This window comes from Pseudomonas sp. MWU349 (assembly GCF_017947325.1).
GTDB classification, from domain to species: Bacteria; Pseudomonadota; Gammaproteobacteria; order Pseudomonadales; family Pseudomonadaceae; genus Aquipseudomonas; species Aquipseudomonas protegens.
In genome coordinates, this window is the sequence record NZ_JAFEVP010000003.1 from 799,594 (window position 1) to 819,440 (window position 19,847).

Consider the following 19,847-nt stretch of genomic DNA (forward strand, 5'->3'; position numbering starts at 1 on the left):
CAGCCGCCCCGGTCATTTCAGGCCTTGTTCAGGGCCTGGGCCGCGGCCAGTACGGCGTCGACGTGGCCCGGGACCTTCACCCCGCGCCATTCCTGGCGCAGCACACCGTCCTTGTCGATGAGGAAGGTGCTGCGGTCCACACCCAGGTATTCCTTGCCGTAGAGCTTCTTCAGCTTGATCACGTCGAACAGCTGGCAAACGGCTTCGTCCTTGTCGCTGATCAGTTCGAAGGGGAATTCCTGCTTGCACTTGAAGTTCTCGTGGGACTTCAGGCTGTCGCGGGAAACGCCGAAGACTTCGGTATTGGCAGCCTGGAAGGCGGCGTATTGATCGCGAAAACCCTGGCCCTCGGTGGTGCAGCCCGGGGTGCTGTCCTTGGGATAGAAGTAGATCACCACTTGCTTGCCCTTGAGGCCGGACAGGCTGACGGTCTGGCCGCTGGTGGCGGGGGCCTGGAAATCGGTGACGGGTTGGTCGATAGCAACGGCCATGGGAGCTTCCTTACATGGGGTTCTGTGGGCGCCAGGGTTCGATCAGCGCATCGAGGTTCATGGCATCGGCAAAATCCAGGAACTGATCGCGCAACCAGCTGATCTGGGTGCCGGCGGGCAGGGTCACGGTGAAGGTGGCGTTGAGCATGGTGCCGCCAGTTTGTGGAGCCTGGTAGGTATCGCAGGTGAGGTTTTCCAGCTCGACCTGATGGTCGATGAAGAACTGGCACAGCTCATTGACGATGTCCGAGCGGTACGCGGCGCTGACGTAGGCCACGTAAGGCAGGGCCTGGGGGCGGCTTTCCAGGGCGGCGCTGCGCACCACGTTGACCGTGAAGGCATGTTTCTTGGCCAGGAACGGCAGGCTGCTTTCCAGGCGCGCCAGGGCGTCCCAGCTGCCGGAAATCTCCAGAACCAGCGCGCTGCACTCGCCATGCCGGGTCAGGCGCGACGTCACCACGGCGCAGCGGTTTTCATGGCTGGCGCGGCACAGGACGTTGGTCAGCTCCATGGGGTTGGCGCCGAGGGCACTGATGACAAGGAATTGTTCGCGAACTGTGGGGGTGGACATGCAGCATTCCTAAAGCGATGAGCGGTCGGTACTTTTTGACAAGCCTGTACCGGGCAAGCGTCGCCGGCGGAACTTCAAGGCCTCGGACCACAAGCCGGCGACTGGCCCCGAAACGCTCGGAACACAGGCTGGCAACGCGGGAATGGGGCTTTGCAGATCCAACAGGCAGGCGATAACCCGGTCTACACGCTTATCAGTAGCGATCAAAGCCTGAAGGGTAGCGAAAACCATCGCTCAGGGGAATGCTCATGGCGCGGGACTTCGCTTGTGCAAGGAACTTGGCGCCAGTACCATTACCGCTCTCTTTTTCCGGCAGGAGCGGTTGCATGATTGCGGGCAGTATGGTGGCACTGGTCACACCCATGGATGCACAGGGAAATCTCGACTGGGACAGCCTGAGCAAACTGGTGGACTTCCACCTGCAAGAGGGCACCAACGCCATCGTGGCGGTCGGCACCACAGGTGAGTCGGCCACCCTGGATGTGAACGAGCACATCGAAGTGATTCGTCGGGTGGTCACCCAGGTTGCAGGGCGCATTCCGGTGATTGCCGGTACCGGCGCCAACTCGACGCGCGAAGCGATCGAGCTGACCACCAATGCGAAGATCGCCGGCGCCGATGCGTGCCTGCTGGTGACCCCGTACTACAACAAGCCGACCCAGGAAGGCCTGTACCAGCATTTCCGCGCCATTGCCGAGGCCGTGGACATCCCGCAGATCCTCTACAACGTTCCGGGCCGTACCGCATGCGACATGCAGGCCGAGACCGTGATCCGCCTGTCCAGCGTGAAGAACATCATCGGGATCAAGGAAGCCACCGGCGACCTGGAGCGTGCCAAGGCCATCCTGGCCGGCGTGCCCAGCGATTTCCTGGTGTACTCCGGCGACGACGCCACCGCAGTCGAGCTGATCCTGCTGGGCGGCAAGGGCAATATCTCGGTAACCGCCAACGTCGCGCCACGGGCCATGAGCCAGATGTGCGCCGCGGCCATGGCCGGCGATGCCGCCAAGGCCCGGGCGATCCACGAGACCCTGATGCCGCTGAACAAGACGCTGTTCATCGAATCCAACCCTATTCCCGTGAAATGGGCCCTGCACGAAATGGGCTTGATGCCGGACGGTATCCGTCTGCCGCTCACCTGGCTCAGTGCCGCCTGTCACGAACCGCTGCGGCAGGCCATGCGCCAGTCCGGCGTCTTGGTTTAATTGAGGAAGTACAACGCATGAAGCGAATGGCCGGACTTTCCGCACTTGCCTTGATTATCTCCAGCACCAGTGGCTGCGGTTGGATCTGGGGCCCGGAAGGCTACTTCCGTGACCGGGGTAGCGATTACCTGCAAGCGCAACAAACAGCACCGATGCAATTGCCGCCGGATGTACAGACCGCCAAGCGTCTGGACCCTCTGCTGCCGATTCCACGCAACGTGGCCGACGACAACGTCAAGGGCGAGTACGAAGTGCCTCGTCCACAGCCGCTGTCGGCCATTGCCGATGCCAGCGACTACACCCTGCAAAAGAGCGGCGATTCGCGTTGGGTCATGGCCCAGCATCCACCGGCCGAAGTCTGGCCAGTGGCGGTGCAGTTCTTCCAGGACAACGGTTTCCGCCTGGATCAGCAGCGCCCGCAAACCGGTGAGTTCACCACCAGCTGGCAGCGCTCCGACGAGCTTTCCGCTGCCGTGGCCAAGCGCCTGAGCAGTGCCGGCGTCGCCGCCAACAGCGAAACCCGCGTGCGGGTACGCATCGAGCCAGGCGTGCAGCGCAACACCAGTGAAGTCTATGTGGTCAGCGCCGAGCGCCCTGCCGGCAGCACCGCCGATGTGGAGTTCACCAACCGTTCGGTCAACACCGGCCTGGACGCAGCGCTGGTGGACGACATGCTGGCAAGCATGAGCCGCACGTCCGAGAAGGGCGGCTCGGTTTCTCTGCTGGCGGCCCGGGATTTCGATACCCCGAGCCGGGTCAGCCTCAGCGAGGATGGCAGCGGCAACCCGGTGCTGAACCTGGGCGCCGACCTCGACCGCGCCTGGTCCAGCGTTGGCCGTGCCCTGGAGCAGGGCGAATGGCGGGTTGAGGACATCAACCGCAGCTTGGGCCTGTACTACATCAACCTGGCGGAAAAAGCCGAGAAGAAAGACGACGAGCCGGGCTTCTTCGGCAAGTTGTTCGGCAGCAAGCCGGCCAAGGAAGAGATCGAAGCCCGTGCCGAGCGCTATCAGGTTCGCCTGAGCAAGGTGGGCGAGAACGTCCAGGTTACCGTCGAGAAGAACATCAACACCGTGGCGCCGGCCGATGTGGCACGCAAAGTGTTGGGCGTGATTCAGGACAACCTGGGCTGATCCGATGCGTTTTGCCGTTCTCGGCAGTGGTAGCCAAGGGAATGGCACGCTGATCGTCAGTGCCGACACCTGCGTTCTGGTGGATTGTGGTTTCTCCCTGCGGGAAACCGAGCGGCGCCTGCTGCGTCTGGGAGTCGATCCCGCGCAGCTGAGCGCCATCCTGGTAACCCACGAACATGCCGACCACGTGCATGGCGTGGGTTTGCTGTCTCGGCGCTACAATCTACCGGTCTACCTCAGCCAGGGCACCTTGCGCGGGATGCGCAAACCGGTGGAGGTCGCGGGTTTTGTCCGCGGTGGCGAGTCGCTGCAGATCGGCGCCTTGCGCATCGACGTGATTGCCGTGGCCCACGACGCCCAGGAACCTACGCAATTTGTCTTCAGTGATGGCCAGCGGCGCTTCGGCCTGCTGACCGACCTCGGCTCCTACTGCGTCGGTGTGCTGGAAGGCTACCGTGGCCTGGATGCCTTGATGATCGAGGCCAACCATTGCCGGGATCGGCTGGCACGGGGTTATTACCCGTACTTTCTCAAGCAGCGGGTTGGCGGCGACCTGGGACATTTGAACAACCATCAGGCCGCAAGCCTGGTGGCCGAATTGGGATGGCAGGACCTGCAGCATCTGGTCCTGGCTCATCTGAGCAGCAAGAACAACCTGCCGCAGCTGGCCCGGCAATGTTTTGTCGACACCCTCGGGTGCGACCCGGACTGGCTGCAACTGGCCGATCAAGATTCAGGGCTCGACTGGCGCCACATCGCCTAGCCCACCTACTTAGCAAGCGGAGCCCATCATGGAAAAACGTGAAGAACTCTACCGCGGCAAAGCCAAATCGGTTTACAAGACCGACGACGCCGACCGCTTGATCCTGCTGTTTCGCAACGACACCTCGGCGTTCGACGGCAAGCGCATCGAGCAGCTGGACCGCAAGGGGATGGTGAACAACAAGTTCAACGCCTTCATCATGCAGAAACTCGAAGCCGCCGGCGTGCCGACCCAGTTCGACAAGCTGCTGGGCGACAACGAATGCCTGGTGAAGAAGCTCGACATGATTCCGGTGGAGTGCGTGGTGCGCAACTACGCCGCCGGCAGCCTGGTCAAGCGCCTGGGCGTGGAAGAGGGCATGAAGCTCAACCCCTACACCTTCGAGCTGTTCCTCAAGGACGACGCCAAGGGCGACCCGTTCATCAACGAATCCCACGTGGTGGCATTCGGCTGGGGCACTGCCGAGCAACTGGCGCGCATGAAAGAGCTGTCGCTCAAGGTCAATGAAGTGCTGAGCAAGCTGTTCGATGACGCCGGCCTCTTGCTGGTGGACTTCAAGCTGGAGTTCGGCGTGTTCAGCGACGGCTCCATCGTCCTGGGCGACGAGTTCAGCCCGGACGGTTGCCGTCTGTGGGACAAGGACACCAAGAAGAAGATGGACAAGGACCGCTTCCGCCAGGGCCTGGGCGATGTGATCGAAGCCTACGAAGAAGTGGCCCAGCGCCTCGGCGTACCGCTGTAATTAACGCAAGCATCTGATAGCACGGAAAAAATTTGCTCGGGGGGCTTCGCTTCGAGCAAAGGTGCTGTTATGATGCGCGCCGTTGGAGAGATGCCAGAGTGGCCGAATGGGACGGATTCGAAATCCGTTGTACCTTCACCGGTACCTAGGGTTCGAATCCCTATCTCTCCGCCATACAAATGAAAGCCCCGGAAATCATCGATTTCCGGGGCTTTTTTGTTGCTCGCAATCGGCTGCCCCGGGCCGTGCGTTCCCCCCTCCCTCGTTTTCCAGCAACGCCTTTTGCCGGACTGTCAGCGCTGGCGGAATCAGTGTGTCCTGTGCCCGGCCGATTCGGCGATGCGTGGCCAAATATCAATAGTCCACAATACTTGGTGCTGTTATCGGGTATTGGATTTCTATTCTAGAAAGTTGCTATTGACGAATAACTTTCGTTTGTCTGTTGTTCAAGTCGTTTTCCCATTTCGAGAAATTTCCTGTTTCTCTGCGGGAGCATTCCCGGAAATCATGCTGTAGTGATCTGGATCCAAATAAATCGACTCTTCTATATGCTTGGTCGCTGCTGGCAGACCCGCTCCGAACTTGTAACTCAAGCCGGTCGGGGTGCCGGAAACAAGCAGCATTAATTAACTTTTATAAGGGCAGGCAAATCCGCTCTTCCAGGCAGACGGCAGTATTATTGTCGGTTGCTTATGGAGAGAAGTGTTTTGTTGTTACTTCCTTATAGTCATTTGGAAAAGGAAATCAGATGAAACGCAAGACTCTCTTGTCCATGGCAACTTCCGGGTTGATGCTGGCAGCATTGATTCCATCCTTTGCCCAGGCTACCGATGGCGTGGTGAAGTTCAGTGGCAGCATCTCTGACACCACCTGCGATATCAACGGCAAGGCTCCGGGCGAAGGTAACGAAACCAACGTTGAACTCGGCACTATCAAGCCTACTGTGTTTGACAAGATCGGTGCGAGGTCTCCACTGGTGCCGTTCGTACTGCAACTCTCGGGTGCCAACTGCACCGCTGGTAAGAAGGTCTCCATCGAGTTCGACCAACTCGGCAACGTCGACCCAGCCTCCGGCAACCTCAAGCTGATCGGTAGCAAGCCTGCAACGGGCGTGCAGATCGAGGTCTATAACGACCATGACACCACCCCGCAGAAAATCGTCCTGGGCCAAGCCGAGGCATCCCCGCAGATCGCTACGATCTCCACCGACAAGGAAGCAACCCTGAAGTACAAGGCCGCTTACGTATCTACTGAAGCCACCGTCGGTGCAGGTTCGGGCGTGTCCTACATCCGCTACACCCTTGCGTACCAATAACAGCAGTTAGTTATTAAGGGGCAGGTCATGACGCCGACAGCGCGTTTTGTTCATTCTCTCGTTATCGGTGTCATGTTCCTGGGGATACTGTCGGGGGTCGCGCATGCCGGGATAGTACTGGAAGGTACTCGCCTGGTTTATCCAGCAGATGCTCGAGAAGTTACATTGAAGTTGAGTAACACCGGCTCTGTGGCGTTATTGGCGCAAAGTTGGATCGATGAAGGTGATGCCAATAAGTCCCCTGAAGAAATCAAGGTTCCTTTTCTTCTGGCACCTGCAGTCAGCCGCGTAGAAGCGGGCGGTTCGGCAATATTGCGTGTGTCTTATTCAAAAGAGCCCTTGGCAAAAGATCGCGAGTCATTGTTCTGGCTGAATGTACTGGAAACGCCACCACGGCGAAAACAGGACGAGAACGTATTGCAGTTTGCATTCAGGACTCGGATCAAGATTTTCTTCCGTCCTGAAAACTTGATTGGCAATGCGGGCATGGCTGGCGAAAAGCTTAAGTGGGAATTAAGTCGAGCAGGTACTTCGAAAGTTCCGGTTATCAAAGTGTTCAACCCAACACCTTATTACGTGTCCTTCGGGCGTATGGAAGTTGCTGTAGCAGGCCGTCGATTCGATTTGAAGCCAGGCATGGTCGCGCCGTTCGGATATGAGTCTTTCCCCTGGCCGGCGAGCGCTCCGTCACAGCCGGCCAAGGCATCAATTGAATATGAGGTGATCGATGATTTCGGCGGCCGAGGCCTGCTGAAAAAGTCGCTTCTTTGACGGGGACTCTCCACTTCTGCGGGCTTTTCAGTGGCTTGGTTTTCTTGAGGGGCAGGAGCCTCGTTATGTCGCGTATTCCGTGCCATCGGCATTTGCGTGCGAGCTGTTCTGGGTCTTCATCTGGCCGCAGAAGGGTTCCGGCGACGCAGTCACTGTGTCTGGCGGCGGTGCTCATGAGCAATTCCATGGTGCTGGTGGCTGACCAGGACGGCATCGCGCCGGCAACGGCGGAGGCCGCAGATACGGGCGCCAGCCAGGATGTGTTGTTCGACAGCCAGATGCTATTTCAAGGTAAGGGCACTCCCATCGATACCTCGCGCTTTCAACAATTGGGCTATGTGGCGCCCGGCACGTACTTGCTTGATGTGCTGGTGAGCCGTCAGTGGCGGGCGTTGCAGGAAATCCAGTTCCGCGCCAGCGATGACCCCCAGGGCAGCCAGCCGTGCTACGACCGCTCGTTGTTGCAGCAGTTGGGTATCGACTTGAAAAAGACCGATGCGAGCCTGGGCACCCATTCCTCTCACCCTCTCATGGGCGATGGGCTGTTTTGCGGCGACCTGGGCAGCTACATCCCAGGTGCTACCACTCGCGTCAACATCGCGGAACAGAAGATCGAGTTGTCGGTGCCGCAGCTTTTCCTGCAGCAGAACCTGTCGAAAACCTATGTCGATCCGGCGAGCTGGGATTACGGCGTGTCCGCGGCCACGCTCAACTACAACACCAGCCTGTTCAGTTCCCAGAGCAATGGGCGAAGCCAGACCGATGGCTATGCCGGACTCAACCTGGGGCTCAACCTGGGTGACTGGCGCCTGCGTCACAGCGGCACCGCCACCTGGTCGCCGGAGGTGGGCGGCCATTATCAGCGCGGTTACATCTATGCCCAGACCGACCTGCCGGCCTGGCACTCGCAGTTGCTGGTGGGAGAGAGCGCAACCCAAGCCGATCTGTTCGACTCGGTATCGTTTCGCGGTGTCCGGCTGGCCAGCGACCCACGCATGCTGCCCGAGAGCCAGCGCTACTACGCACCGCAGATCCGCGGTACGGCCAGCACCAACGCCAAGGTCTCGGTCTATCAGCGCGGCTATCTGATCTACGAAACTTCCGTCGCGCCGGGGCCATTCGAGATTTCCGACCTGCAAGCGGCGAGCTTTGGTGGCGATCTGGACGTGACGGTCACCGAGGCCAACGGCCAGACCAGCCGCTTTACCGTGCCTTTTGCCACCACCGTGCAAACCCTGCGCCCCGGCACCTCACGCTACAGCCTGACGGCGGGCAAGGTGGCGAACCCGGGGCTCGGTGGCAGTGAGCAATATGTGGCCCAGGGCACCCTGCACTACGGCCTGGATAACCAACTGACCGGTTATGCCGGTACGGCACTCACCGGCAGCTACATGTCGGCGCTGATCGGCAGTGCACTGAATACTTCCCTCGGGGCTTTCGGCCTGGACCTGACCCAGGCCCGAACCGAGCTGCCCCGGGGCGGCAGCATGCAGGGCCAAAGCGTGCGCCTGTCCTACAGCAAGAACCTGCCCAACAGCGGGACCAACTTCTCATTGCTGGCTTACCGCTATTCCACCAGCGGTTACCTGGGCCTGCATGACGCCATCACCCTGCAGGACCACGTCAACCAGGGCGAGAGCGTGGACTCCTTCGCCCGGCTTCGTGACCGCCTGGATATCAACATCAACCAGCAACTGGGCGACGGCGCAGGGCAGCTCTATGCCACGGGCTCCAGCCTCCAGTACTGGAATCGCCAGGGCCAGACCCTGAACTTCGCCATGGGCTACAGCAACCAGTGGCGCGGTAACAGCTACTCCTTCATGGCTCAGCGCATGCGGGCTTCCAGCAGTGGTTCGCGAGCAGGCGCGGGGGCTGACAACACGTTTTTCAGCTTCAGCCTGTCGATCCCCCTGGGGCGGGAAGGGCGCCGAGGTACCACGATCAACAGCTACGCCAGCCATGACAAACGTTCTGGCGCGCACTACACCAGCGGCATTTCCGGTGTACTGGACAAGGATGGCGACGCCACCTATGCGCTGTCCGCCGCCCATGACCAGCGCCAGGGTGAAACCTCGACCAATGCCAGCCTCAATTATTTCCTGCCTGAGGTTTCCCTGAGTTCGAGCTTTTCCCAGGGCCGCGACTATCGCCAGCAGTCTCTGGGGGCTTCCGGGGGCATGGTGCTGCATTCAGGTGGCTTGACCTTCGCCCAGACCCTGAGTGAAACCACGGGCCTGGTGCATGCTCCCGATGCCAAGGGCGCCCGGGTCGGCTATGCCGATACGCGGGTGGATGGAAGCGGCTATGCCGTGGTCTCCAGCCTGAGCCCCTATCAATTGAACACCGTGGACATCGACCCCACTGGCGTTGCCGACGACGTCGAGCTGCTGCTCAGCTCACGCCATGTGGCGCCGGTGGCGGGGGCGGTGGTGATGCTTTCCTACCCGACCCGCAGGGCTCGTGCGGTGCTGATCGACAGCCAGCAGCCCGATGGCCAGCAGTTGCCGTTTGCTGCCGTGGCGGTCGATGCCCAGGGCGGTGCCGAGCTGGGGGCAGTGGGCCAGGGCAGCCGCCTGGTGCTGCGCACCGAGCAGGACCAGGGCACGATTCGCGTGGAGTGGGGCCAGGAGCCGGATCAGCAGTGCCTGATCGACTACCAGTTGCCGCCCCGCGATCCGGCCTCCGCCACGGGCTATGTGGTGCTTCAGCGCCCCTGCCGGGCGATGCCGGCAGGTTCCCTAGAGGAGCGGCCTTGATGGGTCATCAAGGTGGATATGGCCGGCTTTGCTCCCTGCGTGGTTGCCGGTGGCTGCTGGGGCTGCTGGCCTTGTCCGGCGGCTGGGCCCAGGCCGACCTGTCGATTGTCGGCACACGGTTCATCTATCCCGCCGGCAAGCCGGCCATCAGCATTCGGGTCGGCAATAGCGGCCGTGCGCCGATCCTGTTGCAGGCCTGGCTGGACAAGGGCGACGCCGAGGTCGACCCCAGCGCGCTGGTGGTGCCGTTCGTGCTGTCGCCACCCATCTCCCGGCTCGAGCCAAGGCAGAACGCAGCCCTGGTCCTGCGCTACAGCGGCGAGCCATTGCCCGGCGATCGGGAGTCGGTGTTCTGGATCAACTTTCTTGAAGTACCGCCCCTGGCGGCCGCGAAGGACGACTTGCTGCGGCTGGCATCGCGCATGCGCATGAAGCTGCTGTACCGCCCCCAGGGCTTGTCCGGCAAGGCTGACGAAGCGGTCCGCCAGTTGCGTTGGAGCCTTGTGGCGGCGGGGGCGGGTAGCGCGACGCTGCAGGCCGGTAACCCGACCCCGTACTACGTGTCCTTCGCCGGGCTGGAACTGGGCGGCGGCGCCCGTTCGATCACCTTGCAGGGGATCACCGTTGAGCCCTTTGGCTCGGCGCGGATCGCCCTGCCCGACATGCAGGGAATTACCCCGGATCAGGCGGTGGTTCATTACCAAGTAGCAACTGACAGCGGGGAGACGCTGAGTGGAAGTGCGCGGATACAAGACTGAAGTTGCCTTGGGCACGTCATCGAACAGCCTGCTTGGGGGGGGCCTTGAACGGCGCTGGCAGCGATTGTCCGGGGGCTGCCTGGGCTTGCTGCTGATGCTGCCCGCAATGGCGGCTGCCGCGGTGTCTGTGCCCAACGCCGGGCAGGCGATGCGCGACATCCAGGCCACGCAACCGGCCTTGCCGGAGCAGCCGGCACCGGAGCTGGACCTGCCGGCGAAGCCGCCGAGCGCCCCTGCCCAGGCTCCGGACACCTCCGGCATCCGCCTGCAGGTCAACGACTTCGTGATCGTCGGCAACCAAGTGTTCGGCAACGAGACGCTGCAAGCTCTGCTGGCGGACCTCAAGGGCCAGGAGCTGGACCTGAACCAGCTGCGCGCGGCCGCCGAGCGCCTGACGACCTATTACCAGGGCCAGGGCTACATGCTGGCCCGGGCCTTCCTGCCGGCCCAGGACATCGAGGACGGCGTGGTGCGTATCGAGGTCATGGAAGGTCGCTACGGTCGTATTCAAGTGAACAACCAGTCCCGGGCCCTGAATTCGGTGATCACAGGCCCGCTGTCGTCACTGCACAGCGATACCGCGGTCCGCAGTGACGATCTTGAACGCAGCCTGTTGCTGTTGAGCGACCTTCCCGGGGTCCGGGTCAAGGGCACTCTCAGTGCCGGCGAGCAGCGCGGCACCACCGACCTGCTGGTCAATGCGCAGCCCGGGCCCTGGGCCAGCGGCACCCTGGAAGCCGACAACTTCGGCGGCTACTACACCGGCGAATACCGCCTGGGGGGCAGCCTCAACCTCAACAACCCCTTGCGCCTGGGCGATCAGTTCAACCTGCGCCTGCTCGGCAGCGACGAGGACCAGCGCTACTACCGCGCCGCCTACAAGCTCCCCCTGGGCCCCTGGTCCACCAGTGTGGGCGTGGCCTATTCGCGGATGAACTACGAGCTGAGTCGGGACTTCGAGGTGCTGGAGGCCCACGGCCAGGCGAGCATCGGCAGTGTCTTCATCACTCAGCCGCTGATCCGCAGCCGCACCTTCGATCTCAGCGCCCAGTTGCAGTACGAGGACAAGCGCCTGCGCGACGACATCGACCTGTTCGAAGTCAGCAGCCAGAAGCATGTGGAACTGTGGAGCCTGAGCCTCAACGGCAACTCCCAGGACAGCCTGCTCGGCGGCGGGCAGAACTTCTTCTACCTCACCTATGGCAGTGGCCGGTTGAGCATCGACGACCCGATGGACCAGTGGCGCGACCATTTCACGGCCGGCACCAACGGTGGCTTTCAGAAGCTCAACCTCAATGCCGCGCGCCTGCAGTACCTGAGCCCGCGCTTTCAGCTCTATGGCCAGTTCAACGGCCAATGGTCCTCGACCAACCTGGACAGCTCGGAAAAATTCGGCATCGGCGGCCCCTTCGATGTGCGCGCCTATCCCCAGGGGACCAGCAGTGGCGACCAGGGCTGGCAGGCCAGCCTGGAACTGCGCTTTCTCCTGGCCCCGCGCTGGCAGCTCAAGGCGTTTGTCGATCACGGCGCGGTGCAGGTCAACAAGAGCCCCTGGATCCACGACGAGAACCGCCGCCAGCTGTCGGGCGCCGGTGTGGGTGCCAGTTGGAGCGGCCCATCGCAACAGATCAGCGTGACCAGTGCCTGGGCCCTGGACAACAACCAGGAGGGCAGCGGGCCCGAGCGCACGCCGCGGATCTGGGCCAGCGCGACACAGTATTTCTGAAGGCCGGCGTGTGCTTCGGAGGTGGTGCCGTCCTGCATAGGTTGCAGGGCGTTAATAAGTAGATAAGGAGTCAACGTGAATAAGGTTTATGCATTGGTGTGGAATCAGGCCCAGGGCTGCTGGAGTGTGACCGACGAGGGCGCGCGCCGTCGTCGTCGCTCCGGAACACGCAAGGGCCTGGTGGTGATGGTGGCCGGGCTGCTGGGCATTGGTGTTCTGCCTGTGGCCTTCGCGTTGCCGACGGGAGGCACGGTGGTCTCCGGCACGGCGGACATCCTGACGTTCGACAATGGCAAGCAGATGTCGATCAACCAGCACACTGACAAGCTGATCACCAACTGGAACGACTTCAGCGTGAACCGTGGCCAGACGGTGACCTTCAGCCAGCCGACCAAGACTTCGGTGGCCCTGAACCGGGTGATTGGCGTCAATGGCAGTAACATCCAGGGGCAGATCAATGCCAACGGCCAGGTGTTCCTGATCAACCCCAATGGGGTGGTATTCGGCAACAACGCCCAGGTCAACGTCGGTGGCCTGGTGGCCTCGACCCAGAACATCACCGATGCCAACTTCACCGCCGGCAACTACAAGTTCGCCGGTACCTCGCAGGCTGAAGTGGTCAACAACGGCATGATTACCGCCACCGATGGCGGCGGCGTGGCGCTGATCGGCAAGACCGTGCGCAACGAAGGCACCATCAAGGCGCAGAAGGGCAGCGTGGCCCTGGGTGGCGGCAACGAGTTCACCGTCAGCTTCGACAGCAACAACCTGCTGGACCTGAAAGTCGATGCCGCGGCGATCGATGCGCTGGTCAGCAACGGCGGGCTGCTCAAGGCCGACGGCGGGCAGGTATTGATGACCGCCAAGAGCGCAGGCTCGATGCTGCAGACCGTGGTCAACAACCAGGGCGCCATCGAAGCCAACACCCTGTCGCGCAAGGCCGGCAAGATCACCCTGGACGGCGGTGATGTCGGTGTGGTCAACGTCGGCGGCTCGATGAGTGCCAACGCACTGACTGCCATCGGCGATGGCGGCGTGGTGGAAACCAAGGGCGCTACCACCAAGGTGCAACTGGCCGCCCGGGTCAACACCCTGGCCAACAATGGCCGGGCCGGGACCTGGAAGATCAGCTCTTCGGACGTCACGGTCAACCCGACCTCCACGCCCGGTGAAACCACGGTGTATGCCGATACCCTGTCGCACAACCTGGCTACCACCAACGTCGAGTTGAACAGCAAGGCCGGCAACGTGTCGATCGATGGTGATATCGCCTGGGCCAGCGGCAATCAATTGAGCGTGGCCTCGGCCCAGGACATCAACCTCAACAAGAACCTCAAGAGCAGCGGTGCGGGCGCCCGTATCGAACTCAATGCCAATCGGGACATCAAGATCAATGGTGCTGTCGCGCTGACCGGGGTCAACAGCAGCCTGGGCCTGGACTACGGCAACAGCTACGCGCTGGGGCCGAAGGGCCAGGTCACCCTGTCCGGCAGTGGCGCCTGGTTCGACGCCAATGGCGACCTGTACAAGGTGATCCAGAACGCCGCGCAATTGCAGGAGATCGGTACCAGCCTCGACGGCCTGTATGTGCTGGGCAATGACATCAAGGGCACCGGCAGCATCAAATCCATTGGTGGCAGTCGAGAGTTCAACGGGGTCTTCGACGGCCTGGGCAATACCATCAGTGGTTTCACCGTCAATACCGATGGCCCTTACGGCGGTCTGTTCGGTCGCTCGTCCGGGAGCATCAGTAACCTCAAGCTGGCGTCGATGAACATCTACGGTGCCACCTCCAACGCAGGCTTCGGCAAAATCGGTGGTCTGGTCGGCGTAAACACCGGCCGCATCGAAAACGTCAGTGGCACTAACCTCAACGTCTTCGCCAACAGCAACCAGAACAACATTGTCGGCGGCCTGGTGGGCGTCAACGCCGGCGGCACCATCGATCGTGGCTCGATGGCCGGTACGGTGACCGGTAATGGCAACACCTCCGCCGTCGGTGGGTTGGTAGGGGAAAACAACGTCGCTTCGGCTGGCGTCGGTACCATCACCAACAGCACCACCGACGTGCGGGTGCTGGGCACCATGCAGGTCACCACCAATGGCGGCATGGGCGGCCTGGTGGGGGTCAACAAGGGCGGCCTGATCAGCGATTCTTCGAGTGCTGGCACCGTCGGTACCGGGTTCAACCGTTACGTCCAGGACCCGAACCTGGGTGGCCTGGTGGGTTACAACCAGGGTGGCAGGATCGAACGCGCCAGTTCCTCGGTCGGCGTCTGGGGGTACACCGCCAGCCGTATCGGCGGCCTGGTGGGTTTCAACAACAACGGCGCTATCGTCGACTCCAGCGCCAGTGGCGCGGTGTTTGGTGCGGGCTCCGTGGCTGCCGGCGGCCTGGTGGGCTGGAACCAGAACAGCGAGCTCAATAACGTCAAGGCCACAGGCAAGGTCAGCGATTCGACCGGTGCCAACGTCGGCGGGCTGGTGGGCAAGAACGACAACAGTCGGATCCACACGGCTGAAGTGACAGGTGATGTGGTCGGCGGAGCCAGCAGCAACATCGGTGGCCTGATCGGGCACAACTTTGGCGGCAACACCGAATATGTCGTGGCCCGTGGCAAGGTCATCGGCGGCAACCTCAGCTACGTCGGCGGCCTGGTGGGCTACAACGACGGTGACCTGAGTTCGGCCGAGGCCAGCGGTGACGTCAGCGGCGGCGCCAACAGCTTTGTCGGCGGCCTGGTGGGTACCAACGGCGACTTTGTCGATCACCGGATCAACAGTGCCTCGGCCAAAGGCAATGTGGTGGGCGGTAGCCAGAGCTCGGTGGGTGGCCTGGTTGGCCAGAACAACTCGTTCATCACCAACTCCCTGGCCAATGGTCAGGTGAGCGGCGGCACCTATGCCCGCCTGGGTGGCCTGGTCGGCTTGAACATGGGCGATCTGCGCAACTCCGTGGCCTACGGCAACGTCAAGTTCGTGCCCAACTACGCCCAGACCTACGGCGGCCTGGTCGGGGTCAACTATGGCGACATGCGCTACAACACGGCGCTGGGCCTGGCGACTCAGGTACCCGCGGTCGGCCTGAACCAGGGCGACATTCGCAACTGATGACCCACAACCACTGATCCGAGGAATGGCAGTTGCCCCCGGTGCGCCTGGCGTACCGGGTTCGGGCTGCCGGCGGGTACCTGCTTGTCTCGTTCCTCGATGATCTTCTTTAAGGGTGGCCGCAAGCAGCCGGCCACTGTTGGGCAAACCATCTCGTTTGTGCACGACGCTGCCCTTGGCATGGGCGGCATCACCCAGGCGCAGACAGGGAGAAAGACAGATGATTCGCCAATGGCTGAGGCTAGTAGCCGATTGCAGACCGCTGCCCCTGTGGGTTCATGGCGTCATGCTCGCAGGGGTGCTTTGCGGCTGGGGCGGCGCAGAGGCGCAAGCGGCCTCGTTGAACGGTTATGCCAGGGACTGCAACCTCACCAGCAAGGCCGGTTCCCCCTGGAGGCTGGTCAACCCGTTGAACACCAATACCCCGGTGGGAACCGTGTTGTGGGAGCGTACGGTGACCTTGCATACCAGTTTCAACCTGGCGATCTCCGGGAAACCGCGGGAGCTGGTGACCGCCGGACATTGGAGCCCCGGTACGCCGCAGACCGATGACGCCGCGCCTACCGATGTCGCCGGCATTGGCCTGCGACTGGACGCGGCTCCGCAAGGGCGGGAGAGAATACGGGTGACCCAGGTCACTGCTCCCATTGCCCTGGAAAAAAATGATGACCTGATCTACGAGAGCGGTTTACCCGCTCAGACCATGATCACCCAGATTGTTCAATCGCTGATCCTGACCGTGCCGCCGGATCAGTTGCCCACGGGCACCCTCAAAGTGACCCAGGTAACAGGCTCGTCCTACCTGCAGTTGTATGCGTACGACCTGGAAAAAAACGAATCAACCCTGGGAGCCCAATTGGGCAAGCTCAGCCCGCCGCTGACCTACAGCTGCCGCAAGAGCCTGGTCATGGGCGGCCTGGACTTCAACATGGACATCGAGCTGCCCAAGACCTGTGTGGTGGAAGCCTACAAGGAGATCGGCGTGCGCCTGGGGCGCTTCTCCCTGGCGGACTTTCCCCAGGTCAATGCCACCTCGCCCGAGGTTCCCTTCAGCATCGGGTTGAGCCGCTGTTCGATGCAGGCCCGGCCTCGCATCAGCTTTATCGACAAGTCAGGGGGCTCTTCGGTCAAGGGCGTGCTGGGCCTGATCGATTCCACCACCCGGGGGTTCGGCATTGTCATGACCAATGGGCTGACCTCGGAGCGCATCGAATACAGCGGCCAGAGCTACGAGATGCAGCGCATCGGCGATGGCGCAAGCATTCCCTTGCGGGCCAGCTACATCCGCATCGGCAATGACCAGGAGGTTCACGCCGGAGGGGCTGCCAACGGGGCTGCAGAGTTCACTTTTACCTTCCCATGATCGCGACCGCTCATTGAGCCGGGCCGTCCGTGGGCAAGTTCAACCCAACACCGTCGTCCAGTTTGAAGGCCTAGCGCGCACTTCAGCGGCAGTGCCGTGCTGCAAAGGTTTGCAGTACGTAGATAAATCGATATGGAGTTTTCATGAACAAGATCTATGCATTGGTATGGAACCAGGCCCAGGGCTGCTGGAACGTCACTCACGAAGGCGCCCGGCGTCGGCGTGCCGGTTCCGGCAAGGGCCTGGTGGTGGCGGTTGCCAGTCTGTTGGCTTTGACTGGGTTGCCTTCGGCGTTTGCCTTGCCCACGGGAGGGGAGGTGGTGTCCGGCAGTGCCGATTTCCATACCCAGGGCCAGCACATGTCCATCAATCAGCAGACGGACAAGCTGGTCACTCAGTGGAAGGATTTCAACGTGCAGAACGGTCAGTCGGTGACCTTCAACCAGCCCACCAGCACTTCGATCGCCCTGAACCGGGTCGTGGGTGTCAATGGCAGCCAGATTCACGGGCAGATCAATGCCAATGGCCGGGTGTTCCTGATCAACCCCAACGGCGTGGTGTTCGGCCAGGGCGCTCAGGTGAATGTCGGTGGCCTGGTGGCTTCGACCCGGGATATCAGCGATGCCGATTTCAAGGCCGGCAACTACAAGTTCGCCGGCAGCTCGGCAGCCGAGGTGGTCAACCAGGGCTCCATCACTGCCGCTGACGGCGGTGGCGTGGCGCTGCTCGGGGCCAGGGTGACCAACCAGGGCACCATCAAGGCGCAGAACGGCCGTGTGGCGCTGGCCGCAGGCGATGGCTTCACCGTCAGCTTCGATGACAACCAACTGCTGGACCTGCATGTCGACAGCGCAGCGCTCGACGCGCTGGTGCACAACACCAGTACCGGCTTGCTCAAGGCCGATGGCGGGCAGGTGCTGATGACCGCCAAGAGCGCAGGCTCCGTGCTGCAGACGGTGGTCAACAACCAGGGCACCGTCGAAGCCAACACCCTGTCGCAGAAGGCCGGGCGCATTACCCTGGATGGCGGCGACGTGGGCGTGGTCAGCGTCGATGGCTCGTTGCGCGCCAGTGCGCTGGACGGCAAGGGCGATGGCGGGGTGATCGAAACCCGGGGCGCCAACACTCGGGTGCAACTGACGACCAAGGTCGACACCCAGGCCAGGGATGGCCAGACGGGCACCTGGAAGATCGCCAGCAACGAAGTCAAGGTGGGCTCCTTCCTCACCGCCAAGAGCAACACTGCCCATGCCGACACCTTGTCGCGCAACCTGGCAACCACTGATATCGAACTCGCCAGTGGCAAGGGCGACGTGGCGGTGGAAAACGGGCTCTTCTGGTTCAGTGGCAACCAGTTGACCCTCTCTTCGGCCAAGGACATCCGCCTGGATGACAGCCTGTTTGCCGGTGGTGCCAATGCCCGAGTCGAACTCAACGCCCAGGGGGACATCAAGCTCAATCGTCAGCTGGTGCTGAGCGGCAGCAACAGCAGCCTCGGGCTGAACCATGGCGGCAACTTTGCGCTGGGCCAGAATGGCGGCGTCACTCTGTCCGGCAACGGCGCCCGCTTCGATGCCAACGGCGAAGCCTACAGCGTCATTCAAAACGCCACGCAGTTGCAGGCGATCGACCAGGACCTGGCGGGCCGCTACGTGCTGGGCAACTCCATCGACAGCAGCGCCCGCCTGACCTCCATCGGTGGGCAGCAGACCTTCAGCGGCGTCTTCGAGGGCCTGGGCAACACCCTCAGTGGTTTGACCGTCAACAGCAACGGCACCGACGGTGGGCTGTTCGCCAGTTCGTCCGGCAGCATCGGCAACCTCAAGCTGGCCTCGATGACCATCAACGGCGCCACGTCCACCACCGGTAGCAGTGCCGTCGGTGGCCTGGTGGGGCGCAACAGCGGGAAAATTGCCAACGTCAGTGCCAGCAAGCTGCAGGTGAATGCCAAGGGCGGGCAGGACAACATGGTCGGCGGGCTGGTGGGCAGCAACGCCGGCGGCTCCATCGATACTGCGTCAGTCACCGGTGTGGTGCTTGGCAACACCTTAACTTCGGCAGCCGGTGGCCTGGTGGGCCTGAACACGGGCTCAGTGATCCAGAGCAGTGCCGGTGTCGATGTCAGGGGCACCATGAACAGCCATGCTCTGGTGGGTATAGGCGGGTTGGTGGGTATCAACCAGAGCGGCTCGATCACTGACTCTTCAAGTTCGGGAGAGATTGGGTTGGGTGGCAGTCGTGACTACGCCTACCGGAACCTGGGTGGCCTGGTGGGTATCAACCAGGACGGCACCATAGTGGGCTCCCACGCCTCGGGCATGGTATTTGGGGGCGCTGGCAACAACGTGGGGGGGTTGGTTGGTTTCAACAACTCCAGCCGGATCACTGACTCGTCAGCCAGCGGATTGGTGATTGGTCTAGTGCTGAACACCTCTGGGGGGCTGGTGGGGCTCAATCAGAACAGCGTTCTGCACAACGTCAAGGCCAGCGGTGAGAACTATGGACAAAAGAGCTTTAACGTCGGCGGCCTGGTCGGAAAGAACGTGGACAGTGAAATCAGCGGTGCCGAAGCCTCGGGCATGGTAGCTGCCGTGGATTCCACCCATGTTGGCGGACTCATTGGGCACAACACTGGCGGTATCACCCAATACGCCGAGGCACAAGGCGATGTATACGGCGGCTCCAACAGCCATGTTGGCGGTCTGGTCGGCTACAACGCGGGTGATCTGCGCTCGGTCTCGGCCAGCGGAAGCGTCCGGGGCGAGAGTAACAGTGCTGTCGGCGGTCTGGTGGGTACTCATGCCAGTGGTCTCATCGATACTGCATCGGCCAAAGGGAGCGTCTATGGCGGCGTGCGTAGCAAGGTGGGTGGCCTGGTTGGAGAAAACCAATCCCGGGTCGTCAACTCCATCACCAGCAGCCACGTAAGTGGTGGTAGCTATGCGGTCCTTGGTGGTTTGGCGGGGGGCGACGGGGGAGAAATACGTCTGTCTTCCTCCTACGGCAACATCAAGAGCGTGGCGGGCAACTGATTAGGAGTCCCCGCTAGTACCGAGTATGTGCAGGTTCCAGGAGCGTCAGACCCATCCCCGACTTCCCTGGCATCTGCAGCTTCAACGCTGTTATCGACCAACAGGCCCCG

At 61.9% G+C, this 19,847-nt stretch carries 14 protein-coding genes and 1 tRNA gene; 13 read left to right on the forward strand and 2 right to left on the reverse strand.

Annotated features, from left to right (window positions below):
• Positions 1-17: 17 nt before the first annotated feature.
• Positions 18-491: a peroxiredoxin gene (locus tag KCG88_RS15785; protein WP_016963908.1), complete on the reverse strand. Its 474-nt coding sequence runs from the start codon at positions 489-491 to the stop codon at positions 18-20.
• Positions 492-501: 10 nt separating this feature from the next.
• A complete protein-coding gene (locus tag KCG88_RS15790) occupies positions 502-1,062 on the reverse strand; it encodes a glycine cleavage system protein R (protein ID WP_011059795.1) in 561 nt (186 codons plus the stop codon).
• 326 nt (positions 1,063-1,388) lie between these two features.
• Between KCG88_RS15790 and dapA the strand changes: the two genes are divergently transcribed.
• The 13 genes from dapA (at position 1,389) to KCG88_RS15855 (ending at position 19,737) form a co-directional block, all read left to right on the forward strand.
• Positions 1,389-2,267, forward strand: a complete 879-nt coding sequence (gene dapA / locus KCG88_RS15795; protein ID WP_047284336.1) for a 4-hydroxy-tetrahydrodipicolinate synthase — start codon at positions 1,389-1,391, stop codon at positions 2,265-2,267.
• Between the two features lie 17 nt (positions 2,268-2,284).
• On the forward strand, positions 2,285-3,400 hold the full coding sequence (bamC, locus tag KCG88_RS15800; RefSeq protein WP_047284337.1) for an outer membrane protein assembly factor BamC: 1,116 nt from the start codon (positions 2,285-2,287) through the stop codon (positions 3,398-3,400).
• A gap of 4 nt (positions 3,401-3,404) precedes the next feature.
• Positions 3,405-4,163, forward strand: coding sequence for an MBL fold metallo-hydrolase (locus tag KCG88_RS15805; RefSeq protein WP_210712696.1), 759 nt, complete (start codon positions 3,405-3,407; stop codon positions 4,161-4,163).
• A gap of 28 nt (positions 4,164-4,191) precedes the next feature.
• Complete coding sequence (purC, locus tag KCG88_RS15810) at positions 4,192-4,905, forward strand: phosphoribosylaminoimidazolesuccinocarboxamide synthase (protein ID WP_011059799.1); 714 nt, start codon at positions 4,192-4,194, stop codon at positions 4,903-4,905.
• 84 nt (positions 4,906-4,989) lie between these two features.
• A tRNA-Ser gene (locus KCG88_RS15815) sits at positions 4,990-5,079 on the forward strand.
• Positions 5,080-5,653: 574 nt separating this feature from the next.
• Positions 5,654-6,220, forward strand: a complete 567-nt coding sequence (locus KCG88_RS15820) for a fimbrial protein (protein ID WP_047284339.1) — start codon at positions 5,654-5,656, stop codon at positions 6,218-6,220.
• Between the two features lie 27 nt (positions 6,221-6,247).
• Positions 6,248-6,991, forward strand: coding sequence for a fimbria/pilus periplasmic chaperone (locus KCG88_RS15825; RefSeq protein ID WP_210712697.1), 744 nt, complete (start codon positions 6,248-6,250; stop codon positions 6,989-6,991).
• A gap of 173 nt (positions 6,992-7,164) precedes the next feature.
• On the forward strand, positions 7,165-9,747 hold the full coding sequence (locus KCG88_RS15830) for a fimbria/pilus outer membrane usher protein (RefSeq protein WP_210712698.1): 2,583 nt from the start codon (positions 7,165-7,167) through the stop codon (positions 9,745-9,747).
• Positions 9,747-10,505, forward strand: coding sequence for a fimbria/pilus periplasmic chaperone (locus KCG88_RS15835; protein ID WP_210712699.1), 759 nt, complete (start codon positions 9,747-9,749; stop codon positions 10,503-10,505). The genes KCG88_RS15830 and KCG88_RS15835 overlap by 1 nt, the downstream gene beginning before the upstream one ends.
• A gap of 94 nt (positions 10,506-10,599) precedes the next feature.
• Positions 10,600-12,231, forward strand: a complete 1,632-nt coding sequence (locus tag KCG88_RS15840) for a ShlB/FhaC/HecB family hemolysin secretion/activation protein (RefSeq protein ID WP_246882732.1) — start codon at positions 10,600-10,602, stop codon at positions 12,229-12,231.
• A 75-nt stretch (positions 12,232-12,306) separates the two neighbouring features.
• On the forward strand, positions 12,307-15,342 hold the full coding sequence (locus KCG88_RS15845) for a GLUG motif-containing protein (protein ID WP_210712701.1): 3,036 nt from the start codon (positions 12,307-12,309) through the stop codon (positions 15,340-15,342).
• 286 nt (positions 15,343-15,628) lie between these two features.
• Complete coding sequence (locus KCG88_RS15850; RefSeq protein ID WP_246882705.1) at positions 15,629-16,705, forward strand: fimbrial protein; 1,077 nt, start codon at positions 15,629-15,631, stop codon at positions 16,703-16,705.
• 143 nt (positions 16,706-16,848) lie between these two features.
• A complete protein-coding gene (locus tag KCG88_RS15855; RefSeq protein WP_210712702.1) occupies positions 16,849-19,737 on the forward strand; it encodes a GLUG motif-containing protein in 2,889 nt (962 codons plus the stop codon).
• Positions 19,738-19,847: the final 110 nt, after the last annotated feature.